The sequence below is a fragment of the Shinella sp. S4-D37 genome (genome assembly GCF_040812195.1).
GTDB lineage: Bacteria > Pseudomonadota > Alphaproteobacteria > Rhizobiales > Rhizobiaceae > Shinella.
The window spans coordinates 1-23,408 of sequence record NZ_JBFNXL010000005.1 but is presented as its reverse complement, the minus strand read 5'-3'; the positions used below and the strand labels follow the sequence as shown (position 1 = coordinate 23,408).

Genomic DNA, 23,408 nt, shown 5'->3' with positions numbered 1-23,408 from the left:
TACATGTTTTTCCGCAAATGCGAAAGGGGCGGGGCGCAACTCTGTTGCCCGCCTTGCGCAGAGGCCGGCCTCACGCGGCGCGCACCGGCGGCAGCGTGACGTTCCAGAGTTCCCGGTCTTCCCGGTCCATCAGGCGCACCGTCATCTCCTCGCTCGTCCCGCTGATATCGACGAGACCGAAGAACTGCAGGCCGGCCGAGGGCGGCAGGTTAGGCGACCTTGCGGAAGATCCGCCCGGGCTCGGTGGGAAATAGCGGATCGGCGTCATCTCGTGGAAGGCGCGCCGGGCGCACCTCGTAGACGCCGATCTCCTTTTCCGGATGGCGCCGGTCCACCCGCGCCCAGACCATGCCGGAGGAACAATCGACATCGCCGGACTGCACGCCGTGGGAAAAGACCGGGGCACCATGGCGCCGCGCATAGTAGGGAACGCGAGCGCCGCGTCAGCGTCTCGGGAACAATCGCCATGCCACCTGCGGCCAAGCCCGCGAATCGACGGGCAGACCATCGGTCGCGGGCATGTCAGTCCGGTGACGGGACGATGACGGCCCTCAGGACGCCTTGTCCTCTTCTGGCTGCTCGACGGAGTGGCGCATGATCAACGGCATCTGCGACAGCGTGAAGAGAATGGTGATGGGCATGGTGCCCCAGACCTTGAAGGCCACCCAGAAATCCGTCGAGAAGGAGCGCCAGACGACCTCGTTGAGCACGGCGAGAAAGAGGAAGAACAGGCCCCAGCGCAGCGTCAGCTTGCGCCAGCCCTCGTCGGTGAGCTTGAAGGCGGCGTGGAAGACATAGCCGAGCAGCGACTTGCCGAAGAGAAGCCCGCCGAGGAGGATCGCGCCGAACAGCGTGTTGACGATGGTCGGCTTCATCTTGATGAAGGTATCGTTCTGCAGCCAGAGCGTCAGCGCGCCGAAGACGAAGACGACGACGCCGGAGATCAGCGGCATCATCGGCAGGGTGCGCGTCAGGACCCAGGAGACGACGAGCGCGATGGCCGTCGCCGCCATGAAGAGGCCGGTGGCGATGAAGATCGGCCCGCCCATTTCGGCCAGCACGGGAAAATGCGATGCCAGCCATTCGCCGCGCGAATTGGCGAAGAAGAACACGACGAGGGGCCCAAGTTCCAGCACCATCTTGAGGAGCGGGCTGATCGTCTCCTCCGCCTTGGCCGGGGCGCCCGGTGCTGTCTTGCTCATGCTTCGACTCCTGCGATCGCTTGCGCGAAATCCTTGGCCTCGAAGGGTTCGAGATCGTCGATCCCCTCCCCGACGCCGATGAAATAGACCGGCAGCTTGTGCTTGGCCGCGATGGCCACAAGGATGCCGCCGCGGGCCGTACCGTCCAATTTTGTCATGATCAGGCCCGAGACGCCCGCGACGTTGCGGAAAATCTCCACCTGGTTCATGGCGTTCTGCCCGGTCGTCGCATCCAGCGTCTGGAGAACGGTGTGCGGCGCGTCCGGATCGAGCTTGGCGAGCACGCGCACGATCTTTTCCAGCTCCGCCATCAGCTCGGTCTTGTTCTGCAGGCGGCCGGCGGTGTCGATGATCAGGACGTCGCTCTTCTTTTCCTTCGCCCGCTCGTAGGCCTCATAGGCAAGGCCCGCGGCATCGGCGCCGAGCTTCGAGGAGACGATATCGGAGCCGGTGCGCTCCGCCCAGATCTTGAGCTGCTCGATGGCCGCCGCGCGGAACGTGTCGCCCGCCGCCATCATCACCTTCAGGCCCGCGCCGGAAAGTTTTGCCGCGAGCTTGCCGATCGTCGTCGTCTTGCCGGTGCCGTTGACGCCCACGACGAGGATGACGTGCGGCTTGTGGTTGAGATCGAGCGCCAGCGGCCTGGCGACGGGGTCGAGGACCTTGGTGATCTCGCTCGCCATGATGCGCGAGACGTCCGCGCCGGTGACGTCCTTGCCGTAGCGCTCGGAGGCGAGCGTATCGGTGATGCGCAGCGCCGTCTCTACGCCGAGATCGGCCTGGATCAAGAGGTCTTCAAGATCCTGCAACGTGTCGTCGTCGAGCTTGCGCTTGGTGAAGAGGCTGGTGATCTGGCCGGTGAGCTGCGAGGAGGTGCGCGACAGGCCGTCGCGCAGGCGCTGGAACCAGGTGCGCCTGGCCTGCGGCGCCGGGGCTTCGGCGACCGGTTCGCGCGCGGCCGTCGCAAACCCCTTCGGCAGGGCCGGTGCCTCGCTGCGGATCGCCTCTTCGAGAACCGGGTCCTCCACCTCGGCGGGCGTCGTTTCCTCGACCGGGGCGATCGTGTCTTCCGGCTGTTCAACCTCTTGCGCCGCGACCGGCTCGGTCTCGACGATCTCCTCGACGGGAGCGACGGGTTCTGCCTCGACGGCATCCTCCACCGCCCCGGGCGTCGGCGCGTCATCCGCGGGGCCGCCGGCGGTCTCCATCTCGGCGGGCGCGACCGGGTCTTCCGCCACGGGCAGCTCCGGGGCATGCGGCAGCGGATAGATATCGGGCTCGGCCTCGTCAGGCACATGCTGGGCGGCTTCGGGATTGGCGGCCTCCGCCGCGTCGAGCAGCGCGTCCCGCTCCTTAACGACGGCAGGCTCCGGGCTTTCCGCAACCGCTTCGGGCGCGGCTTCGGCAGCCTTCGGCGCGACGGCCGGTGCTTCCGCCTCCGGCTTCGGCTCGGGGGCGGTGTCTTTTCCGAAGGTGAAGATCTTCTTGATGAAGCCGAGGGCCATGAAGGATGTGTCCGCTAGTTATGCGAGAGGGCGGTTTCGGGCCGCATCGTCAGGTGCCTGCCATTGTGGCCGGTGATCGTGACCGGCACAAGGTCGCGGGGTTTCAGCCCCGCGGCATCGACGAGCGTGAAGTTTTCCGTATGGGCGAGGCCGTTGTTCTCGACGAGGATCATTTCCCGCTTCCCGACCATGGAGGCGAGATGGGCCTCGGCGAGCCGCTTTCCCGTCGCGCGCAGGCGCCCGGCGCGCTCCTTGACGAGCGCCCGGTCGAGCTGCGGCATGCGGGCGGCCGGCGTGCCGGGACGCGGGCTGTAGGGGAAGACATGCAGATGCGCGATACCGCAGTCTTCCGCAAGCCGCGCGGCATTGGCGAACATCTCCTCCGTCTCAGTCGGAAAGCCGGCGATCATGTCCGCGCCGAAGCTGGCATCCGGACGAAGATCGCGCACGCGCGTGCAGAAGGCCCGCGCATCGGCGCCGGAATGGCGGCGCTTCATGCGTTTCAGGATCAGATCGTCGCCGTGCTGGAGCGAGAGGTGCAGATGGGGCATGAAGCGCGGCTCGCCGGCGATCAGGTCCCAGAGGTGATCGTCCGCCTCGATGCTGTCGATCGAGGAGAGGCGGAGGCGCCGGATCTCCGGCACCTGCCTCAGCAGCACCTTTGCGAGATATCCGAGGCTCGGCCGACCCGGCAGGTCCGCGCCGTAGCTGGTGGCGTCGATGCCCGTCAGCACGATCTCGCAATAGCCGCTCTCGGTGAGCTTGCGCGCCTGGTCGACGACGGCGCCCATCGGCACGGAGCGGGAATTGCCGCGGCCATAGGGGATGATGCAGAAGGTGCAGCGATGGTCGCAGCCGTTCTGCACCTGCACGAAGGCGCGCACATGGCCGTCGATCAGCCTGACCATCTGCGGCGCGGTCTCACGCACGCTCATGATGTCGTTGACGCGCAGCTTCTCTTCCGCCGAGACGCCGAAATCCGGCAGCGCGCGATAGGAGGCGCTTTTCAGCTTCTCCTCGTTGCCGAGCACGGCATCGACTTCCGGCATGTCGGCAAAGGTGCGCTTCTCCGTCTGCGCCGCGCAGCCGGTGACGATGATGCGCGCGTGCGGATTGTCGCGCCGCGCCCGGCGGATCGCCTGGCGTGCCTGTCGCACGGCCTCGCCCGTCACGGCGCAGGTATTGACCAGGACGGCATTGTTCAGCCCCGCCTTCTCGGCTTCCGTGCGCATCACTTCCGATTCGTAGGTGTTGAGCCGACAGCCGAAGGTTATGACCGCGACGCCGCTCAAAGGGCCGTCGCCCCGGCTTCGTCGCGGCGATAGGCGCCGGTGACGGGATCGAGCATGCCCGACCATTCCCATTCGGCAGGCCCCGTCATGACCACATGGTCGTCGTCGCGCCATTCGATCGTCAGCACGCCGCGGTTCGGGCTGCTGGCGACGGTGATCGCCACCGTGCGGCCCGTGCGGCCCGTGCGCGCGCCGGAAACGCCCGCCGAGCAGGCGGCGGAGCCGCAGGCAAGCGTCAGGCCCGCGCCGCGCTCCCAGGTGCGCGTCGTCATCGACGTCGGCGAGGTCACCTGCGCCAGGGTGATGTTTGCCTTTTCCGGGAACATCGGATGATTTTCGAGAAGCGGACCGAAACGGTCGAGATCGAAGGTCATGGGGTCGCGGTCGATCCAGAAGATCGCATGCGGATTGCCCATCGACATGGCCGAGGGCGAGTGCAGGACCGGATCGTCGATCGGCCCGATCTGGAGTTCGATGCGGCTCGTGTCGTAGAACTCTTCGGCAAGCGGGATGCGGTTCCATTCGAAGACCGGCCTGCCCATGTCGACGGAGATCGTACCGTCCGCGTGCTCCACCGCGTTGAGGATGCCGGCGACGGTCTGGAAGGTGAAGGCCTTGCGGCCGGTCTCAGTGGCCAGCGCCTGCACGACGCAGCGCGTGCCGTTGCCGCAGGCCTGCGCCTTGGTGCCGTCGCAATTGAGGATGTCGATGAAGGCGTCGGTGCCGTCGATCCTGGGGTCGTGGATCGCCATGATCTGGTCGAAGCGGGTGGCGGGATCGGCGTTGAGCGCGATCGCCGCGCCCGGCGTCACGCCATCACCGCGGCCGCGCATATCGACGACGAGGATCATGTTGCCGAGCCCGTTCATGCGGGCGAATTGCACGTCTGCTGCCATGGCGATGTTCCGTATTTCACGCGCATCGAAGGCGCATCTTTACCGCGCGTATATGGCGCATAAGGGTCGCAATTACCAGACGCTCTCTTCCGATCCTTGACTTTCCAGGCCCAATGCTGTTTAAGCCGCGCCATCTGCGACAAGTAACGATACTTGCAGCCGCCGACTGGGACCCGTCAAAGGTATAAACAGATCCCGGAGGTCAACACCCGACAGCGCGATGCGCCCTCGGGTGCTTTTCGGCTTTGCGTCTTGTTTTTGGCGCGGATGGCACCGATGTTTCCGCCTGACGCGGAAACAAGAAGGAAGACGTGATGTTTGAAACACTCCAGGACCGCCTTGGCTCCATTCTGAATGGACTGACAGGCCGTGGCGCGCTTTCCGAGGCCGATGTCTCGGCGGCGCTACGCGAGGTCCGCCGTGCGCTTCTCGAAGCGGACGTGGCGCTGGAAGTGGTGCGCTCCTTCACCGATGCCGTGCGCGAAAAGGCCGTCGGCGCGGAAATCCTGAAGTCGATCAAGCCCGGCCAGATGGTCGTGAAGCTCGTGCATGACGAGCTGATCTCCATGCTCGGCTCCGAGGGCGTGTCGATCGACCTGAATGCAGCCGCCCCCGTCGTCATCATGATGGTGGGCCTCCAGGGCTCGGGCAAGACCACCACCTCGGGCAAGATCGCCAACCGGCTGAAGACGCGTGACAAGAAGAAGGTCCTGATGGCCTCGCTCGACACGCGCCGCCCGGCCGCGCAGGAGCAGTTGCGCCAGCTCGGCGTCCAGGCCGGCATCGATACCTTGCCGATCGTCGCCGGCCAGTCGCCGACCGATATCGCCGCACGCGCCGTGCAGGCCGCAAAGCTCGGCGGCCATGACGTCGTCATCCTCGATACCGCCGGCCGCACCCATATCGACGAGCCGCTGATGATCGAGATGGCGGAGATCAAGCGGAAGTCCGATCCGCACGAGATCCTGCTCGTCGCCGACGCGCTGACCGGCCAGGACGCCGTCAACCTCGCCCGCAATTTCGACGACCGCGTCGGCATCACCGGCCTCGTGCTCACCCGCATGGACGGCGACGGCCGCGGCGGCGCGGCGCTTTCCATGCGCGCCGTCACCGGCAAGCCGATCAAGCTGATCGGCGTCGGCGAGAAGATGGGCGAGCTGGAGGAATTCCATCCCCGCCGCGTCGCCGACCGCATCCTCGGCATGGGCGACATCGTCTCGCTGGTCGAGAAGGCCGCTGAAAATATCGACGCCGAGAAGGCGGCCGCCATGGCCGCCAAGATGGCCAAGGGCAAGTTCGACCTCAACGACCTCGCCGACCAGCTTCGCCAGATGCAGAAGATGGGCGGCATGGGCGGCATCATGGGGCTGATGCCCGGCATGGCCGGCATGAAGGACAAGATGTCCGCCGCCGGCCTCGACGACAAGCTCTTCGGCCGCCAGATCGCCATCATCAATTCGATGACCAAGGCCGAGCGCGCCAACCCCGACATGCTCAAGCATTCCCGCAAGAAGCGCATCGCGGCCGGCTCCGGCACCGATGCGGCCGACATCAACAAGCTTCTGAAGATGCACCGCCAGATGGCCGACATGATGAAGATGATGGGCGGCAAGAAGGGCGGCATGATGAAGCAGATGATGGGCGGTCTTGCCGGCAAGATGGGGCTTGGCGGTCTGGGGGGCGGCGGCATGGGCGGCATGCCCGATCTTTCGAAGATGGACCCGAAGCAGCTCGAAGCGCTCGCCAAGCAGGCGGAAGCGGCCGGCATCAAGCCGGGCGGCCTGCCGGGCCTCGGCGGCGGCGGTCTTCGCCTGCCCGGCCTCGGCGGCGGCCTTCCGGGCCTGCCGAAGAAGAAGTGAGGAATTGAGGCATGACGATCGATCCGAAGGTCAAGCAGCAATTGGGGGAATACCGGCAGTCGATCGATAATATCGACGCTGCCCTTGTGCATATGCTCGCCGAGCGCTTCCGCTGCACCCAGGCGGTGGGCGTGCTGAAGGCGACGCATGACCTGCCGCCGGCCGACCCGGCGCGCGAGGAATACCAGATCGAGCGCCTTCGCCGCCTGGCGAAGGACGCCAATCTGGATCCGGATTTCGCGGAGAAGTTCCTGAACTTCATCATCCGCGAGGTGATCCGGCACCATGAAGCCATTGCCGCTGAACACAGCGGTGCAAACCACACGTCCGCGTAAACCGAAACGCGGATTCACCACATCTAAGGAGAAAAAAATGTCCCTGAAAATCCGTCTCGCCCGCGGTGGCTCCAAGAAGCGCCCGTACTACCAGATCGTCGTTGCCGACGCCCGCTCGCCGCGCGACGGCCGCTTCCTGGAAAAGCTCGGTTCCTGGAACCCGATGCTGGGCAAGGACGACGCAAACCGCGTCCAGATCGACGCCGACCGCGCCAAGGAATGGCTCGCCAAGGGCGCCCAGCCGACCGACCGCGTCAGCCGCTTCCTCGATGAGGCTGGCGTCCTCAAGCGCGAAGCCCGCAACAACCCGGACAAGGCAAAGCCGGGCAAGAAGGCCCTCGAGCGCGCTGCCGAGAAGAAGCAGAAGGAAGAAGACGCCGCTGCTGCCGCCGCTGGCGAATAATCCTTCGCAAGACCCTTTCGCGAGCGGGCGGCGTGTTTCATGCCGCCCGTTTTCATTTGGAGCCGTGGCGCGAACGTAATAAAGCCTAGGCGTCCCATACACACGGAACCGAACCATGGCGAAACTGGAAAATCCCGTCCTCATGGGCACCGTCGGTGCGGCACAGGGCCTGCGCGGCGAGGTCCGCGTGAAATCCTACACGATCGACCCGACGGCGATCGGCGACTATGGCCATCTCCATACCGAGGACGGCCGGTCCTTCGAGGTGCTCGAAGTGCGCGAGGCGAAGAATGTCGTCGTCGTGCGCCTGCGCGGCATCAACGACCGCAATGCCGCCGAGGCGCTCACCGGCACCGACCTCTATATCGAACGCGACAACCTGCCGGACGAGGAGCTGGACGAGGACGAGTTCTTCTATGCCGACCTCGAAGGCCTGGAAGCGGTCGACACCACCGGCCGCAGCCACGGCAAGGTGACGGGCATCTTCGATTTCGGCGCCGGCGACCTTCTCGAACTCAAGGGGCCGGGCAAGCGGCCCGTGCTCATTCCCTTCTCCGAGGCGGCCGTGCTGGAGATCGACCTCGAAGGCGGGCGCCTTCTGATCGACGCCGTCGCCGCCGGCCTGGAAGAGGAGGAGAACGACGGCCCGGGCAGCCGGCGCCGCCGTCCGCCGCAAGAAGACGGCGGGGAATGACGTGGGTTTCCGCGCCACCATCCTGACGCTCTATCCGGAGATGTTTCCCGGCCTTCTCGGCCAGTCGCTCTCCGGCAAGGCGCTTGCCCGCGGCGACTGGACGCTCGACTGCGTGCAGATTCGCGATTTCACCACCGACCGCCACCGCACGGTGGACGACACGCCGGCCGGCGGCGGCGCCGGCATGGTGCTGAAGCCGGATGTGCTCGCCCGCGCCATCGACCACGCCTGCGAAGGCGACGACCGCCCGCGCCTGCTGATGAGCCCGCGCGGGCGTCCGCTGACGCAGGCCCGCGTGCGCGAGCTGGCGGCCGGCGACGGCGCCATCATCGTCTGCGGCCGTTTCGAAGGGGTCGACCAGCGCGTCATCGACGGACGCGGGCTCGAAGAGGTCTCGATCGGCGACTACATCCTTTCCGGCGGCGAACCGGCGGCGATGATCCTGCTCGACGCCGTGGTACGCATCCTGCCGGGCGTCATGGGCAACGCGCTCTCGGGCGAACACGAAAGCTTCGAAGGCGGCCTGCTGGAGCATCCGCACTATACCCGCCCGCAGGTTTGGGAGGGCATGGAGATTCCCGGCGTGCTCACCTCCGGCCATCACGCGGCCATCGAGACATGGCGGCGCGAGGAGGCGAAGAAGCTGACGCGCGAGCGCCGGCCGGACCTTCTCGCCGCTCAGCCCGTCACGAAATAGTAGACCGTCAGCGCTATGCCGACCGCGACCACCAGGCCGCGGATGACGGGCTGCGGCACGCGCCGCGCCGCCCAGACGCCGGACCAGCCGCCGAGCGCGGCCGCCGGCACCATGACGGCCGCCTGCGGCCAGCCGACCACGTTGCCGCTGGCGAAGACGACGATCGCCATGCCGGCGATCACCACGGCGAGGAAGTTCTTCAGCGCATTCAGGCGGTGGTAGTCGCCGCCCTTGGTGAGGCCGAGCACGGCGAGCGTCATAATGCCCATGCCGGCGCCGAAGAAGCCGCCATAGATCGAGGTGACGAACTGGCCGGCAAGGCCGAGCGGCGTGACCGGCTTTTCCGCGCTCAGCGTCTTCGGCTTCAGGTAGGGCCCGGCGGCGAAGATGGCGGTCGCCGCGAGCAGCAGCCAGGGCACCAGCGCCCGGAAGGACGGGTTGGAAAGCGACAGCAGCAGCAGCGCGCCGGCAAGCCCGCCGACCAGCGAAAGCGCGCCGAGCAGCAAGGCCTCGCGCCAGTCCGCCCTGATCTCCTTCGCATAGGCGAGAGAGGAGGTGACATAGCCGGGAAACTGGGTGATCGAGGACGTGGCATTGGCGACGATCGGCGGCAGGCCGGTCAGTGTCATCGCGCCGAAGGTGAGGAAGGTGCCGCCGCCGGCAATGGCATTGACCACGCCGGACAGGAACCCGGCGACGAACAGCAGAACGGCATCGGCAAGCGTCATGATCTTTCCACCCGCGGCCGCTGAAATGAGCGGCCCTACTCCGCAAAGGGTGATAGCGTGGCGCCGGCGGACCGGCAAGGCCCGAAAAACCGCCGTTCCGGCGCGGATTCTTTCGCCGCGGGGATGACAAGCCGGTTCGATTGGTGTATTGGCCCGCACGGATTTGGGATTACCTCCCGCCGACCTGCAATCAAAGAATGGCGAATCCGCTCCGTCCGGCAACGGACTAACCTTGAAGGCCATGGCCATAAGGTAACCGTCGAGCGCTCTGGCTGTTTCAGAAGAACCACGAAGGTTAGACCGATGAACATCATCCAGCAGCTCGAAGCCGAACAGGCCGCGAAGATCGAAGCCAAGCGCACCCTCCCGGAATTCTCCCCGGGCGATACCGTCCGCGTCAACGTGCGCGTCACGGAAGGTACGCGCACCCGCGTGCAGGCCTATGAAGGCGTCTGCATCGCCCGTTCCGGCGGCGGCATCAACGAGAGCTTCACCGTTCGCAAGATCTCCTACGGCGAAGGCGTCGAGCGCGTCTTCCCGGTTTACTCGCCGCTCGTCGAAAGCGTCGAGATCGTCCGCCGCGGCAAGGTCCGTCGCGCCAAGCTCTACTACCTGCGCGATCGTCGCGGCAAGTCGGCCCGTATCGTCGAGAACACCGGCACGCGCGCCCGCAAGCTGAACGACGCCGAGCGCCAGGCCATTGTCGAGGAAAAGGCACGTCTCGAAGCCGAGAAGGTCGCAGCCGCCCAGGCGCTTGCCGCTGAAAAGGCCGCAGCAGAAGCTGCCGAAGCCGCAAAGGCCGCGGAAGCCGCGGCCGAATAATCCGGCAGCCGCATCGATTCAGGAAAGCCGTCGGCCCCCGGGCCGGCGGCTTTTTTGTTTCGCGGAAAGGCGTGTGCACGCAAGCGCTGTGCTTGCCTCCCTCCCTGAACCTGTGACACTGTTCCGCCGCCACGATTTCAGGAGCATATCTCGATGTTTTCCCGCCGCGCCGTCCTTGCAGGCCTTGCCGCCGCCGCCCTCATGCCCGCCGTCGCCCTTGCGGCCGACCTGCCCGACCTTGGCGGCAAGACCGTCGTCGTGGTCACGGAAAACGCCTATCCGCCGCTGCAGTTCGTCGATCCGAAGTCCGGCGAGCAGATTGGCTGGGAATATGACGCCATGAACGAGATCGCCAGGCGGCTGAACGTCAAGGTCGAGTACCAGAACGCCAGCTGGGACACGATGATCCAGGCGGTCTCCGACAACCAGTACAATATCGGCATGACCGGCATCACCATCAAGGACGACCGCAAGGAGAAGGTCGACTTCTCCGATCCCTACATGCGCTCGCAGCAGTTCATGCTGGTGCGCGGCGACGAGGAGCGCTTCAACGACGCGAAGTCCTTCGCGGCGCTGGCGGACGGCCTGATTGCCGCCCAGCCGGGCACCTCGCCCTTCTACACGGCCGTCTACGAAATCCTTGACGGCAACGAACAGAACCCGCGCATAAAGCTGTTCGAGACCTTCGGCGCGACCGTGCAGGCGCTGCAGGCGGGCGACGTCGATCTCGTGCTCACCGACAGCGTCGCCGCCAAGGGCTATGTCGATGCCTCCGGCGGCAAGCTCAAGGTGGTCGGCGGGCCGCTCGGCACCGAGGATTTCGGCTTCATCTTCCCGAAGGGCTCCGACCTCGTCGCGCCGGTCAACGCGGCCATTGCGGCGCTGAAGGCCGACGGCACGCTGGAAGACCTCAACAAGAAATGGTTCCTCGATTACAAGATGGGTCAGTAGCGGGCGCGCATGGCTCCCGGTTCTCCTGATACGGCGAAGGGCGACTATCCCTGGTGGTTGATCGCCCTCGGCGTCGTCGCGCTGGCGCTTGCCGGCGTCATCATCGCCAACGATCTCTACAGGCAGGTTTTCGGCGTCGTGCTGAAGGGGCTGTGGGTGACGATCTTCGTGACCCTCGTCGCCTTCCTGCTCGCCACCCTTCTCGGTCTTGGCATCGCGCTGATGGCGCTCTCCGGAAGCAAGGCGCTGCGCCAAATCGCGCGCTTCTACACGGAGGTGATCCGTGGCGTGCCGGTGCTTGTCCTGCTCTTCTACATCGCCTTCGTCGGCGCCCCCGCGCTGGTGGCGGTGATCAATTTCGTCATCGGTCCGCTCCTTGCCGCCGGCTATATGGAACCGGTGCAGGTGCGCGACCTCTCGCTGATGTGGCGGGCGATCATCGCGCTGATGATCGGCTATTCCGCCTTCATCGCCGAGGTTTTCCGCGCGGGCATCCAGTCGGTCGACAAGGGGCAGATCGAGGCGGCGAAGGCGCTCGGCCTGTCGCGCTTCCAGCGCTTCCGGCTCGTCGTCTTTCCGCAGGCCGTGCGCGTCATCCTGCCGCCGCTCGGCAACGATTTCGTGGCGATGGTGAAGGACTCGTCCCTCGTCTCCGTGCTCGGCGTCGCCGACATCACCCAGATGGGCAAGGTCTACGCCTCCGGTTCCTTCCGCTTCTTCGAGACCTATTCCATCGTCGCCTATGTCTATCTCATCCTGACCATCGGCCTTTCCCTGGCCCTTCGGGCACTGGAGCGGCGCCTGCGAGGGTGACCTGGCGTCCCGTCATGCATCAACTTGCCGGACCGTCAAAAAATCGTTATATGCGGGGCATGGAATCCAAGTTCGGATGCACGGAAAAGCATGTCGTCGTGCTGCAGGATCACAAGCGCCTGCCGGCACGCTTCTTTGCGCGTGTTTTCGGGGCGCTTATCAGCCGCCTATCCTGATCGCTTGCGATCCCGCAGCCTTGCGCTGCCGATTTCCAGTATCCCGCAACATGCCCAGACGGATGAAGAGCCATGAGCGCACCCCGTACCCTCTATGACAAGATTTTCGACGACCACATCGTCAACCGCCAGGAAGACGGAACCTGTCTTCTCTACATCGACCGTCACCTCGTTCACGAAGTGACGTCGCCGCAGGCCTTCGAAGGCCTGCGCATGACCGGCCGCAAGGTGCGCGCGCCGGAAAAGACGCTCGCCGTCGTCGACCACAACGTTCCCACCTCGCCGGATCGCCACCAGGGCATCAAGAACGAGGAAAGCCGCATCCAGGTCGAGGCGCTCGCGAAGAACGCCGCCGATTTCGGCGTGGAATACTATTCCGAAAAGGACGTCCGCCAGGGCATCGTGCACATCGTCGGCCCCGAGCAGGGCTTCACCCTGCCGGGCATGACCATCGTCTGCGGTGACAGCCACACCTCCACGCATGGCGCTTTCGGCGCGCTGGCGCACGGCATCGGCACCTCCGAGGTGGAGCATGTCCTCGCCACCCAGACGCTGATCCAGAAGAAGGCGAAGAACATGCTGGTGCGCGTCGACGGGAAGCTTCCCGAAGGCGTGACGGCCAAGGACATCATCCTCGCCATCATCGGCGAGATCGGCACGGCCGGCGGCACCGGCCACGTCATCGAGTTCGCCGGCGAGGCGATCCGTGCGCTCTCGATGGAAGGCCGCATGACGATCTGCAACATGACGATCGAGGGCGGCGCCCGCGCCGGCCTCATCGCGCCGGACGAGACCACCTTCGACTACATCAAGGACAAGCCGCGCGCGCCCAAGGGCAAGGCGCTGGAAATGGCGATCGACTACTGGAAGACGCTCTACACGGAAGAGGGCGCGCATTTCGACCGGGTCGTCGTGCTCGACGCCGCCAACCTGCCGCCGATCGTCTCCTGGGGCTCCTCGCCGGAAGACGTCGTCTCCGTCGAGGGCGTCGTGCCGAACCCGGACGATATCGACGACGAGACCAAGCGCTCCTCCAAGTGGCGCGCGCTCGACTATATGGGCCTGAAGCCGGGCACGAAGATCACCGATATCGCCATCGACCGCGTCTTCATCGGCTCGTGCACCAACGGCCGCATCGAGGACCTGCGCGCCGTCGCCGCCGTCGTCGAGGGCAGACAAGTCGCCTCCACCGTCAGCGCCATGATCGTCCCCGGCTCCGGCCTCGTGAAGGAGCAGGCGGAAGCCGAAGGCCTCGACGCGATCTTCAAGGAAGCCGGTTTCGACTGGCGCGAGCCGGGCTGCTCCATGTGCCTTGCCATGAACGACGACCGCCTGAAGCCGGGCGAGCGCTGCGCCTCCACCTCGAACCGCAACTTCGAGGGCCGCCAGGGCTTCAAGGGCCGCACACATCTCGTCTCGCCCGCCATGGCCGCCGCCGCCGCGATCGCCGGCCACTTCGTCGATATCCGCGACTGGAACTGATCACGGCACGATCATGACAGAAGGCCGGGAGCATGCTCCCGGCCTTTTTCATTTGAGGAATCCCCATGAAACGCCTCCTGCTGCTGCGTCACGCCAAATCCGCCTGGCCGGAAGGCGTCGAGGACCACGACCGCCCGCTCGGCGACCGCGGCCGTCGCGACGCACCCCGCATGGGCGCCCATATCGCGTCCGAGGGCCTCGCCCCGGATTTCGCGCTGGTCTCCTCCGCCCGGCGCACACAGGAAACCTGGGCCCTCGTCTCGCCGGCCCTCGCAAAGCCCTGCCCGTCCCGCACGGTGGCGTCGATCTACGAGGCCGAACCGGCGGCCATCCTCGCAGCGATCCGGCAAGCACCGGAGGAGAGCGAGACGCTGCTGGTCATCGGCCACAATCCGGGTTTCGAGGATGTCGCAGCCTTGCTCGCACCGACGGGCGAGGCGACGGCGCTGGCGCGGATGAGGACGAAATATCCGACGGCAGGGCTGGCGGTGATCGCCCTTGCGACGGCTCGATGGAATGAGGTTGCGCCCGGCGAGGGCCAACTAGAGCGTTTCATTACGCCTAGGATGCTGTCTTAGGCAGATCATGACGGCTGAATCGGTTGCCCTGTGGGCAGCCTAGTATCCCAGCCACCACGTCATCCTCGGGCTTGACCCGAGGATCCAAAACCGCTCTGCACAAGCGACATGGATGGTCGGGTCAAGCCCGACCATGACGGAGATGGGGTCTGCGGTCTTCGGGGCAGCCGGCAAACGACCACCGAGCGCAGGCAGACGATCAGAACGTCGCCGTCATCGGATCCGGCCCGATACGCTTGCCGTCCTTCTCCAGGCTCGCAAAGGTCGCCATGTCCTCGGCGTCGAGCTTGAAGTCGAACACCTTGAAGTTCTCCTCGATGCGCGACGGCGTCACGGATTTGGGGATCACCACCAGCCCGTTGTCTATATGCCAGCGGGTGATGACCTGTGCCGGCGTGCGATCGTGCTTTGCCGCGACCTTGCCGACGACGGCGTTCTCCAGGAGCGTGCCCTGGCCGAGCGGGCTCCAGGACTGCGTGACGATCCGGTGCTTGTCGTGATAGGCGCGCGCCTCTTTCTGGGGGAAATCCGGATGCAGCTCGATCTGGTTGATGACCGGGGTGACGCCGGTCTCGTCGATCAGGCGCTGCAGGTGTTCCGGATAGAAGTTGGACACGCCGATCGAGCGGGCGCGGCCTTCCTTCTGGAGCTGGACGAAGGCCTTCCAGCTATCGACATACTGGTCGCGCTTCGGCGCCGGCCAGTGGATGAGATAAAGGTCGACATAGTCGGTGCCGAGCCGCTTCAGGCTGGCGTCGAAGGCTTTTAACGTCGCCTCGTAGCCCTGGTCGGCATTCCAGAGCTTCGTCGTCAGGAAGATCTCCGAACGGGCGACGCCGGAGGCGCGGATGCCCTCGCCGACGCCCGCTTCGTTCTCATAGATCGCGGCCGTATCGATATGGCGGTAGCCCGCGCCGAGCGCCACCTTGACCGCGGTCACGGCCGTGTCGTTCGGGGTCTGCCAGACGCCGAGGCCCACCTGGGGAATGCTGTTGCCGTCGTGAAACAGGATTGTCGGTTGATCGCTCATCAGAATATCTCCGTGAAAAAATGGCGTGCTTGAACCCGGACGGGTTTCCCGTGGCGCCTTGAAGCCCGGCGACGGTCGAGGCTGATATAGGTTCCGCAGCGCAGCATTTCAGCCCGCCGCCGGCAAAATCCCTAAAGCACCCGCACGACGGTGCCGCGCCGCAGATGGAGCAGGATGCGCAGCATGTCGCGCCGCGCTAGGGCGATGCAGCCGGCCGTCGGTTCATAGCCGGGACGGATGAGGTGGAAGAAGATCGCCGAGCCGGCATTGCGGCGGCGCGCGGTCACGTTCCAGTCGAGCACGAGGCAGATATCGTAGAGTCCGTCCTCGCGCCGCATCTCCTCATGGCTCGGCGTGAAGGGCGCGCGGACGAGCCGGTTGTAGGACGGATGCTTCGGCTCGTCGCACCACAGCATGGCGGGCCGGATGCGCCGGAACGGCAGGGCGCTTTGCGGCCGGGACAGTCGGTCGCCGCGCAGGAAACCCGAAAGAAGTGGCATGGCGGCGATCGGCGTCGCCCCGTCGCCTTCCCGCTTGCGGCTCGTCCGCCCGGTACGGCCGATGGCGGCGGGCAGGCGCAGAGGGCCGACCTGGACGATGGCGCGGCTCTTCCTGCCCGGCGCCGGTCGCACCAGGATCGTCTTCACGCAATGTTCATGAGATGTGATCCGGCTCATGTCGCTCCGCCATATTCGCGCCTTGCGGGGCCTCATTGGCTAAACCATGGGCGGGCTTGCCAAAAGTCCCAATTCCCTTACTTTCCAGAGGAATGCCGAGAGGTAAAGCATGACATCCCGCACGATCCTTCTTGTCGATGACGACAACGACCTGCGCGAGACGCTCGTCGAGCAACTTTCGCTCTACGAGGAATTCTCGACGCTCGAGGAAACCACCGCCGCCAAGGGCATCCAGACCGCCCGGGCCAATCAGATCGACCTCCTGATCATGGATGTCGGCCTGCCGGACATGGACGGGCGCGAGGCCGTCAAGCTGCTGCGCAAGGGCGGCTTCAAGGCGCCGATCATCATGCTGACCGGGCATGACACCGATTCGGACACGATCCTGGGCCTTGAGGCCGGCGCCAACGACTATGTGACGAAGCCCTTCCGCTTCGCCGTGCTGCTCGCGCGCATCCGCGCGCAGCTTCGCCAGCACGAGAGCAGCGAGGACGCCACCTTCACCGTCGGCCCCTATACGTTCAAGCCCGGCCAGAAGCTGCTGACGCTGGAAAACGGCCAGAAGATCCGCCTGACGGAGAAGGAGGCGGCGATCATCCGCTACCTCTATCGCGCCGATCAGAAGGTGGTGACGCGCGACGTGCTGCTGGAGGAGGTCTGGGGCTACAATTCCGGCGTCACGACCCACACGCTGGAGACCCATGTCTATCGACTGCGCCAGAAGATCGAGCGGGACCCTTCCAATGCGGAGATTCTCGTGACAGAGAACGGCGGCTACAAGATCGTACCGTAATTTCACGCATTGCTTTTGGGGGACGCCGACCGTGGGCCTCAGCGACGACATCGCCCTTTTATCCCGCGTGCCGCTCTTCGCGGACCTTGCCGACGACAAGCTTCGGCTGATGGCCTTCGGCGCCGAGCGCCGCCGGCTTGTCGAGGGGCAGACGCTGTTTCGCGAGGGCACCTCGGCCGATTGCGGCTTCGTCGTCGCCTGTGGAGCGTTCCGGCTGAGCTCGACGCTGCGCGACGGGACGACGCGGGACGAGGGCACGGCCGGCGCCGGCACGCTGCTTTCGGAACTTGCAATGATCTCCGCCGTCGAGCGCAAGTACACGGCAATGGCGATGGAGGACAGCGAGGTCATCCGCATCAACCGCCCGCTCTTCCGCCGCATGCTGGAGGAATATCCCGACGTCGCCGTGCTCGTGGACGCGCGCATTCGCGAAAATCTCGCGGCGATGATCAGTTCGATGCGGGGGCTTGCCGGGCGGTTTGCCTGAGGCAGGCAACTGCAGTCTCGCCCCTCATCCCGCTTGCGGGGAGAGGATGAGGGGCAAACCCCTTAAAAATCGAATTCCGCGATCACCGGCACATGGTCGGACGGCCGTTCCCAGCCGCGGGCCTCGCGGATGACCGCGATGTTGCCGAGATGCGGCGCGAGGTCGGCGGAGGACCAGATGTGGTCGAGGCGGCGTCCCTTGTTGGCGGCGACCCAGTCGGCCGAGCGGTAGCTCCACCAGGTATAGAGCTTCTCATGGGCCGGCACCTTGCGGCGCATGAGATCGACCCAGGCGCCCTTGGTCATGACGTCGATCAGGCCCTCCGTCTCGATCGGCGTGTGGCTGACGATCTTCAGGAGCTGCTTGTGCGACCAGACGTCATGCTCCAGCGGGGCGATGTTGAGGTCGCCGACGAGGATCGAGGAAATGCCGGCCTCGGCCTCGGCGTGCAGCAGCTTCATCTCCTCGATGAAATCGAGCTTGTGGCCGAATTTCGGGTTGATCGCGCGGTCCGGCTCGTCGCCGCCGGCCGGCACATAGAAATTGTGCAGGCGGATCGATTTGCTGCGATGGTGGAAGAGCACCGAAACATGGCGCGCATCGCCGACGCCGCAATAGTCGCGCCGCTCGACGATCTCGGTCAGCGGCAGGCGGGAGACGGTGGCCACGCCGTGATAGCCCTTCTGGCCATGCACGACGATATGCTCGTAGCCCAGCGCCTTCAACGGCTTGGAAGGAAAGAGGTCGTTCGGGCACTTGGTTTCCTGCAGGCACAGGATGTCCGGCGAGAAGGTCTTCAGGAAATGCTCGACGAGCGGCATGCGCAGCCGCACGGAGTTGATGTTCCAGGTCGCAATCGAAAGTGCCATGCCGTCGCCCTCAAAAACATCCGGCCCGTTTTCACGGGCCGGTCGGGGCGTCTTAGCGCATGAAGGGCGAAACGGAAACGGTTCCGGCCCGAATTAACCGCCCTTGTTGCGCACTTCGTCGTAGGGAATGGAGAAAACCTTGTCGTCGAGCTTCACGCCGGTCCTGACGTTGAAGATCATGACGGAGGTATCCTTGCCCTGTGCGTCGGTGATCGTCCACTGGCGCAGGTCGTAGGTCTTGGGGTCGAACATCATGGTGATGGTCGAATCACCGAACATGTTCCGGTCGCCGAGCACGATCGTCGTCAGGTCCGCCTCTTCCTTGACGCTGCGCACCATCTTGGCGGAGAGGTCGATCTTCTCCCCAAGCAGGAGGTTGAGCGGTGTCTTGGAGAGCGGATAGAGATCCCAGGTCTTCAGCTTGCGGTTGCCGATGACGACGGCCTTGCCGTCGGCAATGACGCGCATCGGCGAGGGTTCCTCGTAGTTGAAGCGGATCTTGCCGGGACGGTCGATGTAGAACTTGCCGCCGGTCTGCTCGCCGCGCGGGCCGAACTGCACGAACTCGCCCATCATCGTCTTCACCGAGGCGAAGTGATCGGCGATCTTCTGCGCGGCGGCGCTCGCCTGCGCCGAGGCGTCGGTGGGCGCGAACGCCGAAAGGCCGGCCAGGAGCGTGAAGGCCATCAGGCCGGTGAAGCCGCGGCGCGTCAGCATTCCGCTCGCACGGCCGTTTTCCGATCGGATCATGTCGGTCTCCTTCATGCGTTCTTCATGCGGGCCAAACGCGGCGCCATAATGGCGTTCGGCCCTGACCCGAGACTTGCCGGCCGAAACGCCGCAAAAGGCGCCCCGTTCCCCGTTCAACGTCCCGAAAATCTCACTCCTCCGTCGGCACGAGGATCTCGCGCTTGCCGGCGTGGTTGGCAGGGCCGATCAGCCCTTCCTTCTCCATGCGCTCGATCAGCGAGGCGGCGCGGTTGTAGCCGATGCCGAGGCGGCGCTGGATGTAGGAGGTCGACGCCTTGCCGTCGCGCAGCACCACGGCCACCGCCTGGTCGTAGGGGTCGTCCGAATCGTCGAGATTGGCGGTGCCGGCCGGGCCGTTGCCGCCCTCGCCGTCATCGTCGTCGTCCTCGGTGATCGCGTCGAGATATTGCGGCGCGCCCTGCGTCTTCAGATGCGCGACGACAGCCTCCACCTCGCCGTCCGAGACGAACGGGCCGTGCACGCGCTGGATGCGCCCGCCGCCGGCCATGTAGAGCATGTCGCCCATGCCGAGAAGCTGTTCGGCACCCTGCTCGCCGAGAATGGTGCGGCTGTCGATCTTCGACGTCACCTGGAAGGAGATGCGCGTCGGGAAGTTCGCCTTGATCGTGCCGGTGATGACGTCCACGGACGGACGCTGCGTCGCCATGATGACATGGATGCCGGCGGCGCGCGCCATCTGGGCGAGCCGCTGCACGGCGCCTTCGATATCCTTGCCCGCCACCATCATCAGGTCGGCCATCTCGTCGATGATGACGACGATATAGGGCATCGGCTGGAGGTCGAATTCCTCCGTCTCGTACATCGCCTCGCCGGTCTGGCGGTCGAAGCCGGTCTGCACGGTGCGGCTGATCTGTTCGCCCTTGGCCAGCGCCTGCTCGACGCGGCTGTTGAAGCCGTCGATGTTGCGCACGCCGATCTTCGACATCTTCTTGTAGCGCTCCTCCATCTCGCGCACCGTCCACTTCAGCGCCACGACGGCCTTCTTGGGATCGGTGACGACGGGGGAGAGCAGGTGCGGGATGCCGTCATAGACGGAGAGTTCCAGCATTTTCGGATCGATCATGATCAGGCGGCACTGTTCCGGCTTCAGCCTATAGAGCAGCGACAGGATCATGGTGTTGATGGCGACGGACTTGCCCGAGCCGGTGGTGCCGGCAACGAGCAGGTGCGGCATCTTGGCGATGTCGGAGATGACCGGCTCGCCGCCGATCGTCTTGCCGAGCGCCATGGCGAGCTTGGCTTTCGATGTCTCGAAATCGCGGCTGGCGATGAGTTCGCGCAGGAACACCGTCTCGCGGCTCTGGTTCGGCAGTTCGATGCCGATGGCGTTGCGGCCCGGCACGACGGCGACGCGGGCGGCGATCGCGCTCATCGAGCGGGCGATATCGTCGGCAAGGCCGATGACGCGGGAGGACTTGATGCCGGGGGCCGGCTCCAGCTCGTAGAGCGTGACGACCGGGCCGGGGCGGACATGGATGATCTCGCCCTTGACGCCGAAATCCTCCAGCACGCCTTCCAGCATGCGGGCGTTCTGCTCCAGCGCGTCGGCCGAAAGGGTCATGTCGCGCACCTGGCCCTTCGGCTCGGCGAGCAGGTGGATCGGCGGCAGCGCGAAGCTGTCCGAGCCGACGAAAGAGGTCTGCGCCTCGCGCTCGATGCGCTGGCCGGGCTTCGGCCGGCCGGCGGCGGGCACGATGCGGGCGGTCGTCGGCGGCATGGGCTGGCGGGCCGGCGCGCGGCGCGGCGCCCAGTCGGCGGCGATGTCGTCCATGTCGTCGTCCGGCAGGATGCCGCTCGGGCGGGCGATCGGCCCGTCCATGTCGAAGGGCAGGTCGTCGTGATCATCGTCGCCCGCCATCGGCGCGGCGACGACGACGCGGCGGCCGTCGAGGGAGGGCTCGACACGATCGGCGGAGCGCGACGGCGTACGGGCGCGGGCCGGTTCGTTCAGCGTGCCGAACTCGTCCTCGTTGAAATCATAGGGTTGCTCGATGCCGCGCGCCCTGCGGCGCGGGCCGGCGAGACCGAACAGGCGGCGGAACCGCGCCTGGCCGGTATACCAGGCATGGGTCATGGCCCCGGCAAGCACGGTGAGCGGGCCTTCCCGCTCGTCGTCGTCCTCTTCCTCGGCGATGGTGCGCGCGCGGCTCGGCGTCGGGACGGGGGCGAAATCCTCCTCGTCGTCGATTGCGACGGTGCCGATCAGGCCGGCGGAAAAGACCATCAGCCAGGCGGCCGGAAGGGCGATGATACCGCCGAGGATGCTGGCGAAGAGGCCGGTCGGATAGGCCCCGGTAAAGAGCGCGGGAAAACGCAGGATCATGTCGCCGAAGACGCCGCCGAGCCCGGTCGGCAGCGGCCAGGTGACCGGCGCGGGCACGCAGGCGAGCGCCGCCGAGGCGAGAATCGCCCCGCCGAGCCAGGCGCCGGCGCGCTGCGGCACCCGGTTGAAGCGCCGGCCGCTGATCAGCGCCAGGCCCCAGGCGACGACCGGCAGCAGCGCGATAACGCTGGCAAGCCCGAAGACCTGCATGAAGATGTCGGCGAAGACGGCGCCGGAATAGCCGAGGATATTGGCCGGCTCGCCGCCCGAGGCATAGGAGAGACTGGGGTCGGAGACGTTCCAGGTGGAGAGCGCGGCGATGGCGAAGGCAAGGCCGAGGAAGACGCAGATGCCGAGGAGGATCTGCACCTGCCGCCAGACGAATGCCGACAGAACGAAGCGGTCGTGACGGTTGTCCAGTCCTGCCGAAATGCTTCTGCTCATGGTCACAGCCTATGGTCCATCGCCAATGGAAATCGCACGTTTCCGCCGAATCGCGGTGGGTGCCTGACTGCGAACCCTACGAAGGAAGCCTTAATGGCGTGTTAACCATGCACTCCCACGAATGGTTTGCGGGCGGTAAACGAAAGAGGCCCGGACCGAAATCCGGGCCAGCGGCGCTGGTTGCTGCGGCAGAACCTTAGGAGTGGTAGGCCGCTTCGCCGTGGGAGGAGAGGTCGAGGCCTTCGCGCTCGGCTTCAACGGTGACGCGCAGCCCGACGATCATGTCGACGATCTTGTAGAGGATCGCCGAGCCGATGCCGCACCACAGAATGGTGACGATGACGGACTTGATCTGGATCCAGACCTGGCCGCCCATGCCGATGCCTTCGGCATAGCCGACGCCGCCGAGCGAGGAGGCCGCGAAGATGCCCGAGCCGATGGCGCCGACGATGCCACCGACGCCGTGCACACCGAAGACGTCCGCGGTGTCGTCATAGCCGAACTTGTTCTTGACGACGGAGACGAAGAAGTAGCAGAGCGCCGAGGCGATCGCACCGAGGAAGATGGCACCGATCGGGCCAACGGCACCGGCGGCCGGCGTGACGGCGACGAGGCCGGCGATGACACCCGAGGCGGCACCGAGCATCGACGCCTTGCCGCGGCCGAAGGTTTCGATCACGCACCAGGCGACGACCGCGCCGGCCGTGGCGGTGAAGGTGTTGATCATCGCAAGGCCCGCGACCCCGTTAGCGGCGGCGGCCGAGCCGGCGTTGAAGCCGTACCAGCCGACCCACAGCATGGAGGCGCCGACCATGGTCAGCGTCATGGAGTGGGGCGCCATCATGTCCTTGCCGAAGCCGGTGCGCTTGCCGACCATGATCGCGCCGACAAGACCCGCCACACCGGCATTGATGTGAACGACGGTGCCGCCTGCGAAATCGATCGCGCCCCAATCCCACATCAGGGCGCCGTCACCCGACCAGACCATGTGCGCCATCGGGAAATAGACGAAGGTGACCCACAGGATGCAGAACAGCATGACGGCGGAGAACTTGATGCGCTCGGCAAACGCGCCGACGATCAGCGCCGGCGTGATGCAGGCGAACGTCATCTGGAAGGCGATGAAGACATATTCCGGGATCGAGCCGGAGACGCTGTCGGGCGTCACGCCGGAAAGGAACAGCTTCTCGAAGCCGCCGACGAAGGTGTTGAAGCCGCCGCCATTGGAGAAGGCGAGGCTGTAGCCGTAGACCACCCAGACGATCATGATCGCGGCGGAGACGACCAGGCATTGCATGAGGACGGACAGCATGTTCTTGCTGCGCACGAGGCCGCCGTAGAAGAGGGCGAGGCCCGGCAGGATCATGAAGAGGACGAGAACGGTCGAGGTCAGCATCCAGGCGGTGTCGCCGGAGTTGATCGCGGCCTCGGCTGCGGCCGGTGCGGCTTCGGTTGCCGCTTCCGTCGCTTCCTGCGCAAGGGCCGTCACCGGCGCCAGCAGGCCTGCCGCGGCGGCACCGACGCGGGCGAATGTGTTGAGGATCGAATTAGACAACATGTAAGAATGCTCCCTGATAGGCC

The 23,408-nt window shown here is 65.8% G+C and carries 24 protein-coding genes; 12 read left to right on the top strand and 12 right to left on the bottom strand.

What is annotated here, in order from left to right; translation table 11 throughout:
- Positions 1–70 precede the first annotated feature (70 nt).
- The 5 genes from AB3G45_RS07510 to dapF all read right to left on the bottom strand — a co-directional run bounded on the left by AB3G45_RS07510 (position 71) and on the right by dapF (position 4,895).
- Positions 71–268: a hypothetical protein gene (locus AB3G45_RS07510; protein ID WP_367833692.1), complete on the bottom strand. Its 198-nt coding sequence runs from the start codon at positions 266–268 to the stop codon at positions 71–73.
- A 283-nt stretch (positions 269–551) separates the two neighbouring features.
- Positions 552–1,202 carry a septation protein A gene (locus AB3G45_RS07505; protein WP_367829993.1) on the bottom strand — a complete coding sequence of 217 codons (651 nt, stop codon included), beginning with the start codon at positions 1,200–1,202 and terminating at the stop codon, positions 552–554.
- Positions 1,199–2,707, bottom strand: coding sequence for a signal recognition particle-docking protein FtsY (gene ftsY / locus AB3G45_RS07500; RefSeq protein WP_367829992.1), 1,509 nt, complete (start codon positions 2,705–2,707; stop codon positions 1,199–1,201). The genes AB3G45_RS07505 and ftsY overlap by 4 nt, the downstream gene beginning before the upstream one ends.
- Before the next feature lie 14 nt (positions 2,708–2,721).
- Positions 2,722–3,999: a tRNA (N(6)-L-threonylcarbamoyladenosine(37)-C(2))-methylthiotransferase MtaB gene (mtaB, locus tag AB3G45_RS07495; RefSeq protein WP_367829991.1), complete on the bottom strand. Its 1,278-nt coding sequence runs from the start codon at positions 3,997–3,999 to the stop codon at positions 2,722–2,724.
- The gene (dapF, locus tag AB3G45_RS07490; RefSeq protein WP_367829990.1) at positions 3,996–4,895 is read right to left on the bottom strand and encodes a diaminopimelate epimerase; all 900 of its coding nucleotides are present in this window, start codon (positions 4,893–4,895) and stop codon (positions 3,996–3,998) included. Before dapF ends, mtaB begins: the two co-directional genes overlap by 4 nt.
- Positions 4,896–5,209: 314 nt before the next feature.
- Between dapF and ffh the strand changes: the two genes are divergently transcribed.
- The 5 genes from ffh to trmD all read left to right on the top strand — a co-directional run bounded on the left by ffh (position 5,210) and on the right by trmD (position 8,883).
- Positions 5,210–6,754, top strand: a complete 1,545-nt coding sequence (gene ffh / locus AB3G45_RS07485; RefSeq protein ID WP_367829989.1) for a signal recognition particle protein — start codon at positions 5,210–5,212, stop codon at positions 6,752–6,754.
- A gap of 11 nt (positions 6,755–6,765) precedes the next feature.
- Entirely contained in the window at positions 6,766–7,089 is a 324-nt protein-coding gene (locus tag AB3G45_RS07480) for a chorismate mutase (protein WP_367829988.1), read from the top strand.
- A gap of 37 nt (positions 7,090–7,126) precedes the next feature.
- Positions 7,127–7,492 (top strand): 30S ribosomal protein S16, encoded by a 366-nt coding sequence (gene rpsP / locus AB3G45_RS07475; protein WP_367829987.1) that lies wholly within the window; start codon positions 7,127–7,129, stop codon positions 7,490–7,492.
- Positions 7,493–7,607: 115 nt separating this feature from the next.
- Positions 7,608–8,186, top strand: coding sequence for a ribosome maturation factor RimM (rimM, locus tag AB3G45_RS07470; protein WP_367829986.1), 579 nt, complete (start codon positions 7,608–7,610; stop codon positions 8,184–8,186).
- Position 8,187: 1 nt separating this feature from the next.
- The gene (gene trmD / locus AB3G45_RS07465) at positions 8,188–8,883 is read left to right on the top strand and encodes a tRNA (guanosine(37)-N1)-methyltransferase TrmD (protein ID WP_367829985.1); all 696 of its coding nucleotides are present in this window, start codon (positions 8,188–8,190) and stop codon (positions 8,881–8,883) included.
- Here trmD and AB3G45_RS07460 read toward each other — a convergent pair.
- Positions 8,865–9,611 (bottom strand): sulfite exporter TauE/SafE family protein, encoded by a 747-nt coding sequence (locus AB3G45_RS07460; RefSeq protein ID WP_367829984.1) that lies wholly within the window; start codon positions 9,609–9,611, stop codon positions 8,865–8,867. The genes trmD and AB3G45_RS07460 overlap by 19 nt on opposite strands.
- Positions 9,612–9,914: 303 nt before the next feature.
- On the opposite strand from AB3G45_RS07460, the gene rplS reads away from it, so the two are divergent.
- From rplS to AB3G45_RS07435, 5 genes are all read left to right on the top strand, one after another.
- Complete coding sequence (gene rplS, locus AB3G45_RS07455; RefSeq protein WP_367829983.1) at positions 9,915–10,433, top strand: 50S ribosomal protein L19; 519 nt, start codon at positions 9,915–9,917, stop codon at positions 10,431–10,433.
- A gap of 153 nt (positions 10,434–10,586) precedes the next feature.
- On the top strand, positions 10,587–11,384 hold the full coding sequence (locus tag AB3G45_RS07450) for a transporter substrate-binding domain-containing protein (RefSeq protein WP_367829982.1): 798 nt from the start codon (positions 10,587–10,589) through the stop codon (positions 11,382–11,384).
- A gap of 9 nt (positions 11,385–11,393) precedes the next feature.
- The gene (locus AB3G45_RS07445; protein WP_367829981.1) at positions 11,394–12,197 is read left to right on the top strand and encodes an amino acid ABC transporter permease; all 804 of its coding nucleotides are present in this window, start codon (positions 11,394–11,396) and stop codon (positions 12,195–12,197) included.
- Positions 12,198–12,445: 248 nt separating this feature from the next.
- Positions 12,446–13,855, top strand: coding sequence for a 3-isopropylmalate dehydratase large subunit (leuC, locus tag AB3G45_RS07440; RefSeq protein WP_367829980.1), 1,410 nt, complete (start codon positions 12,446–12,448; stop codon positions 13,853–13,855).
- 65 nt (positions 13,856–13,920) lie between these two features.
- Positions 13,921–14,433: a histidine phosphatase family protein gene (locus AB3G45_RS07435; protein ID WP_367829979.1), complete on the top strand. Its 513-nt coding sequence runs from the start codon at positions 13,921–13,923 to the stop codon at positions 14,431–14,433.
- A 199-nt stretch (positions 14,434–14,632) separates the two neighbouring features.
- On the opposite strand, the gene AB3G45_RS07430 is transcribed toward AB3G45_RS07435, so the two are convergent.
- Complete coding sequence (locus tag AB3G45_RS07430) at positions 14,633–15,463, bottom strand: aldo/keto reductase (RefSeq protein ID WP_367829978.1); 831 nt, start codon at positions 15,461–15,463, stop codon at positions 14,633–14,635.
- A 131-nt stretch (positions 15,464–15,594) separates the two neighbouring features.
- Positions 15,595–16,140 carry a L,D-transpeptidase gene (locus AB3G45_RS07425; protein WP_367829977.1) on the bottom strand — a complete coding sequence of 182 codons (546 nt, stop codon included), beginning with the start codon at positions 16,138–16,140 and terminating at the stop codon, positions 15,595–15,597.
- Positions 16,141–16,249: 109 nt separating this feature from the next.
- On the opposite strand from AB3G45_RS07425, the gene AB3G45_RS07420 reads away from it, so the two are divergent.
- Together AB3G45_RS07420 and AB3G45_RS07415 are read left to right on the top strand one after the other, a co-directional pair.
- Positions 16,250–16,933, top strand: coding sequence for a response regulator transcription factor (locus AB3G45_RS07420; RefSeq protein WP_367829976.1), 684 nt, complete (start codon positions 16,250–16,252; stop codon positions 16,931–16,933).
- A gap of 31 nt (positions 16,934–16,964) precedes the next feature.
- Positions 16,965–17,420: a cyclic nucleotide-binding domain-containing protein gene (locus AB3G45_RS07415; RefSeq protein ID WP_367829975.1), complete on the top strand. Its 456-nt coding sequence runs from the start codon at positions 16,965–16,967 to the stop codon at positions 17,418–17,420.
- 62 nt (positions 17,421–17,482) lie between these two features.
- On the opposite strand, the gene AB3G45_RS07410 is transcribed toward AB3G45_RS07415, so the two are convergent.
- From AB3G45_RS07410 to AB3G45_RS07395, 4 genes are all read right to left on the bottom strand, one after another.
- Positions 17,483–18,289 (bottom strand): exodeoxyribonuclease III, encoded by an 807-nt coding sequence (locus tag AB3G45_RS07410; protein WP_367829974.1) that lies wholly within the window; start codon positions 18,287–18,289, stop codon positions 17,483–17,485.
- A gap of 93 nt (positions 18,290–18,382) precedes the next feature.
- Entirely contained in the window at positions 18,383–19,039 is a 657-nt protein-coding gene (locus AB3G45_RS07405) for an outer membrane lipoprotein carrier protein LolA (protein ID WP_367829973.1), read from the bottom strand.
- 130 nt (positions 19,040–19,169) lie between these two features.
- Positions 19,170–21,827, bottom strand: a complete 2,658-nt coding sequence (locus AB3G45_RS07400; protein WP_367829972.1) for a DNA translocase FtsK — start codon at positions 21,825–21,827, stop codon at positions 19,170–19,172.
- 196 nt (positions 21,828–22,023) lie between these two features.
- Positions 22,024–23,385 (bottom strand): ammonium transporter, encoded by a 1,362-nt coding sequence (locus tag AB3G45_RS07395; RefSeq protein ID WP_367829971.1) that lies wholly within the window; start codon positions 23,383–23,385, stop codon positions 22,024–22,026.
- Positions 23,386–23,408: the final 23 nt, after the last annotated feature.